Origin of the sequence: Methylobacterium trifolii (assembly GCF_022179685.1) — a bacterium.
Classification (GTDB): domain Bacteria; phylum Pseudomonadota; class Alphaproteobacteria; order Rhizobiales; family Beijerinckiaceae; genus Methylobacterium; species Methylobacterium trifolii.
In genome coordinates this window covers 1-3,962 of record NZ_BPRB01000356.1, presented here as the reverse complement: position 1 = coordinate 3,962, position 3,962 = coordinate 1, and the positions used below count along the sequence as shown (strand labels likewise).

General features: G+C 71.0%; 5 protein-coding genes. 2 read left to right on the top strand and 3 right to left on the bottom strand.

What is annotated here, in order from left to right; translation table 11 throughout:
- Together COGEMETH_RS24335 and COGEMETH_RS24330 are read left to right on the top strand one after the other, a co-directional pair.
- On the top strand, positions 1 to 517 hold a 517-nt coding region (locus COGEMETH_RS24335), incomplete at its 5' end, for a TolC family protein (RefSeq protein WP_238185250.1).
- Positions 518 to 596: 79 nt separating this feature from the next.
- Positions 597 to 1,556 (top strand): class I SAM-dependent methyltransferase, encoded by a 960-nt coding sequence (locus tag COGEMETH_RS24330; protein WP_238185249.1) that lies wholly within the window; start codon positions 597 to 599, stop codon positions 1,554 to 1,556.
- 65 nt (positions 1,557 to 1,621) lie between these two features.
- Here COGEMETH_RS24330 and COGEMETH_RS24325 read toward each other — a convergent pair whose 3' ends face one another.
- The 3 genes from COGEMETH_RS24325 to COGEMETH_RS24315 all read right to left on the bottom strand — a co-directional run bounded on the left by COGEMETH_RS24325 (position 1,622) and on the right by COGEMETH_RS24315 (position 3,677).
- Complete coding sequence (locus COGEMETH_RS24325; RefSeq protein ID WP_238185248.1) at positions 1,622 to 1,996, bottom strand: BrnA antitoxin family protein; 375 nt, start codon at positions 1,994 to 1,996, stop codon at positions 1,622 to 1,624.
- The gene (locus COGEMETH_RS24320; protein ID WP_238185247.1) at positions 1,983 to 2,345 is read right to left on the bottom strand and encodes a BrnT family toxin; all 363 of its coding nucleotides are present in this window, start codon (positions 2,343 to 2,345) and stop codon (positions 1,983 to 1,985) included. The genes COGEMETH_RS24325 and COGEMETH_RS24320 overlap by 14 nt, the downstream gene beginning before the upstream one ends.
- A gap of 81 nt (positions 2,346 to 2,426) precedes the next feature.
- Positions 2,427 to 3,677, bottom strand: a complete 1,251-nt coding sequence (locus COGEMETH_RS24315; RefSeq protein WP_238185246.1) for a NupC/NupG family nucleoside CNT transporter — start codon at positions 3,675 to 3,677, stop codon at positions 2,427 to 2,429.
- Positions 3,678 to 3,962: the final 285 nt, after the last annotated feature.

Here is a 3,962-nt window from a genome sequence, read left to right as displayed (position 1 = left end):
CACGCTGAAGAAGGCCGCCACCGGCGGGGCGAGCGCCGTGCGGATCGCCCAGCTCGCCAATCCGGGGGCGGCCTTCTTCAGCGTGCTGGGACAGGTGACGCAGCCGATCTTCGACGCGGGCACCCTGTTCCGGCGCCAGCGCGCCTCGGAGGAGACCCTGGTCCAAGCCCAGGCGCAATACCGGGCTGTGGTGATCGCGGCCTTCCAGAACGTCGCCGACACCCTGCGCGCCCTCCAGGCCGACGCCAGCGCCGTCGCCGCGGCCTCGGCCGCGGAGAAGGCGACGGAGGAAAGCCTCGGACTGATCCGCAAGCAGTATTCGGCCGGCTCCATCAACTCCACGCAGGTGCTGATCGCCCAGCAGGGCTACCTCTCGGCGCTGGTCACCTCGGCCGGCGCGCGGGCGACCCAGTACGCCGACACCGCGGCCCTGTTCCAGGCGCTCGGCGGCGGCTGGTGGAACCGCGTCGACGTGGCCCCGCCCCCACCGGAGCCGGACCCGCTGAAGTTTCTCTGAGGGGAGGCGCGCGGGCGCCCCCGGTCTGGACGCCGGGCGTCTCCGGTCGCTATGCCGCTATCCTTGGAGACGAGGCGCGATGGCAGCGGACGACCCGACCCGACCCGGCCTCACGCCGCCCCCCTGTCCGATCACCGGCGAACCGGCGGTGCGGCTGGTGCAGTGGATCACCGCCCGCTTCCTGACCGACCTGTGGCGCTATTCCGGCGGCGTGGACGTGGCCGCCCTGCTTCAGCCGGGGCGCCGCTTCGGCCTGTGGGAATCGCCGACCGGGCTGATCTTCTTCGACCCGATGGTGGCCGGCGACGAGGCGTTCTACCGGGCCTTCTACGGCAGGATCGGCGCCCACGATAAGCTCGCCGGGCCGCTCACCGAGCGCCTGGAGTTCCGGGCGGCGGCCCGGCACGTGCCAGAGGGCGGCCGCGTCCTCGACGTGGGCTGCGGCCACGGTGGGTTTCGCGCCTACGTGCCCGGCGCGCACTACACCGGCCTCGATCCGAACTTCGCCGCGGAAGACCCCTCCGGCGCGATCCTGGCGGAGAGCGTCGAGGCGCACGCCGCGCGGGTCGGCCCGGCCTACGACGCGGCCTGCGCCTTCCAGGTGATCGAGCACGTGGCCGACCCCCTCGGCTTCGCACGGGCGCTGGCCGCCTGCGTCAAGCCCGGCGGCACCATCCTGATCGGCACGCCGCTCTGGCCCTCGCCCAACACCACGATCCCGAACTTCATCATGAACGCGCCACCCCACCACCTGACGTGGTGGACGCCCAACGCCCTCAAGACCCTGGCCCGCGTCCTCGGATTCAGCCCGGAGCAGGTCCACGCCATCGGCATGGACCGGCACGACGCGATGATCCACTGGATGGCCAAGGCCACCCCGATCCGCTGCCGCGACCGCTACTTCCGGGTGGCGACGAGCTGGTACGCGGCGCTCGCAGTCAGCTACGGCGCCGCCCTCGTCCTCAACCGCATCCTGCCCCTGCCGACGGAGACCCGGCCGAACACCCTGCTGCTGGCCGCGCGCAAGACCGCGGCCTGAGAGGACGTCATGCCGAGATCCATCACCGGGACTGTTTTGAAGAAACACGCGGCAGCGGAGACGGATCAGGCGCCGCGTTTCGCGCTGCGCCGGGCGACCGGAGCCTCGGCGACGCCCTGGTGCGACACGCCCGCGGCATCGAGCCCGGCCGCGAGCGCGGCGTTCATCCGGGATTGCCATCCGGGGCCGCCGGCCTTGTAGCCTGCCAGCACGTCGGGCGGCACGCGCAGGGATACCGGCACGCTGCGGTTCTCGGCCTTGGGCCTGCCGCCGCGCCGAATGAAGCCCTCTGTCATCGCCGCCGGCATCCCCTCCGTGCCGGGCCGCGCCTGCGCCAGTTCCGCGTCGGTCAGAGGCGGGTTGTCGGACACCGCGTCCCAATCCTCCTGGCTGTAGGCCTCGTTCGGCACGTAGCCGGGAGCGTGCTTAAGCTTGGTCATAGGCGGCCCTTTCCTTCCTGCCGGCACGGCGCACGCTCACCACGTCGATCGCCTCCGACCCGAGCAGCGAGACGATCGCGACGACGACGGTCTGCCCGTGCCACGTCCCGATGAGCTTGAACCGCGCTCGGCCGGTGCGGCTCGGCCTCGCCGGGATGTTCAGGAAGCGATCGAAGCTGAACGCGGTCTCGAACTCGGCGAGGTCTAAGCCGTGCTTGGCGATGTTCGCGTGCCGCTTTGGCTGACCGCAGGTGAATAGCATAGTTTTAGTATATACTGAAACCGCAGAAAGCCAGGGATTCTGGTCTATACGGACGCGCCCGGATGTCGGGGCGAGGCTCCGGATCACGTCCCGCGCGGTTGGCCGTCGGAGTGCGATTGCCGGGGGCACGCCGAACTGCGGCCGGAAACCGAAGACGTGGCCCCGGTCTCAACCCGCGATGAACAGCCCGGCGATGGCCGCGCTCGTGAGGTTCGACAGGGTGCCGGCGAGGATCGCGCGCAGGCCGTAGCGGGCGACCTCGGCCCGGCGCTCGGGCACGAGGCTGGAGAAGCTCGCGAGCTGGATCGCGATCGAGGCGAAGTTGGCGAAGCCGCAGAGCGCGAAGCAGACGATGGCTTGGCTGCGCGGATCGAGGCTGCCGGCCTTGAGCACCGGCGAGAGGTTGGCGTAGGCCAGGAACTCGTTGAACGCGATCTTCTGCCCGATGGCGCCGCCGACCAGGACGGCGTGCTCCCACGGCACGCCCAGCAGCCAGGCGAGCGGGCTCAGGGCGGCCCCCAGGATTGCCTGGATCGAGGCCGCCGGATACCCGGCGAGGGCTCCGGCATAGCCGACGAGGCCGTCGGCCAGCGCGATCAGGCCGACGAAGGCGATCAGCATGGCGCCGACGCCGACCGCCACCGCGAGCCCCTTCTGGGTGCCGTCGGCGGCCGCCTCGATGACGTTGGCCGCGCGCCGTTCGCCGAACTCCACCCGGGTGGTGACGATCCGCGTCGGCTCGGTCGAGGGCACCAGGATCTTGGCGTAGAGGAGTCCGCCGGGGATCGCCATGACGGAGGCCGCGAGCAGGTAGGTCATGGGCACGCCGAGCGCCGCGTAGCCGGCCAGGATCGAGCCGGCGGTGGAGGCGGCCCCGCTCGTCATCACCGCGAACAGTTCCGCCCCCGTGAGCAGGGCCAGGAACGGGCGGAGCGCCACGGCGATCTCGCTCTGGCCGATGAAGATGGTGATCACCGCGGAGAACGACTCGATCGGCGCGGTGCCCAGCAGCCGCCGCAGGCCGGCGCCGAGGATGCGGGCGAGCGCCTGCATGATCCCGAAATGGTAGAGCACGCCGATCAGGGCCGAGACGTAGAGGATCTGCGGCAGCACCCGGAAGGCCAGCACGAAGCCGCCGCCGCCGAACAATTCGAACATCCGCGGCTCGACGAGGCCGCCGAACAGGAAGGCGGTGCCCCGGTCGCCGTAGGCGAGGACGGTCCGCACGCCCTCCGCGAAGGCGGCCAACCCGGCCTGGCCCGCCGGCACGAACAGGACCAGCGCGCCGAGGCTCACCTGCAATCCCAAGGCCGCGAGCACCACCCGCGGGGAGATCGCGCGGCGGTTTACCGAGAAGACCCATGCGATCGCGAGCAGCAGCAGGATGCTGAGGCCGGCATGGAGCAGGCGGTCGGTCATGATGGCCTTCGGGGAGCGGGACGCGCCTGTCCGCCATGGAAGCTTCGGGCCAGTCCCCACGCCTCGGGGCTACCGGATTCACGCATCGGCGCACAACGGCACCGGACAGGTCGATCGAAACGCGGCCCGGATCCCCTCTCCCGTGCGGTCAAGCGAATCCAGACAGTGCCCGTGACTTGGTAACCCTCTGTTCCGGAACGCGTTTCCCCTCCCCCTTGCGGGGAGGGGTCAGGGGTGGGGGTGGTGCCGAAGGAGGCTCAATGGTTCCTTCTGAACCACCCCCAC

Coding starts and splice junctions, on each gene's coding strand:
- COGEMETH_RS24330 (WP_238185249.1), top strand. CDS start 597: ATGGCAGCGGACGACCCGACCCGACCCGGCCTCACGCCGCCCCCCTGT.
- COGEMETH_RS24315 (WP_238185246.1), bottom strand. CDS start 3,677: ATGACCGACCGCCTGCTCCATGCCGGCCTCAGCATCCTGCTGCTGCTC.
- COGEMETH_RS24325 (WP_238185248.1), bottom strand. CDS start 1,996: ATGACCAAGCTTAAGCACGCTCCCGGCTACGTGCCGAACGAGGCCTAC.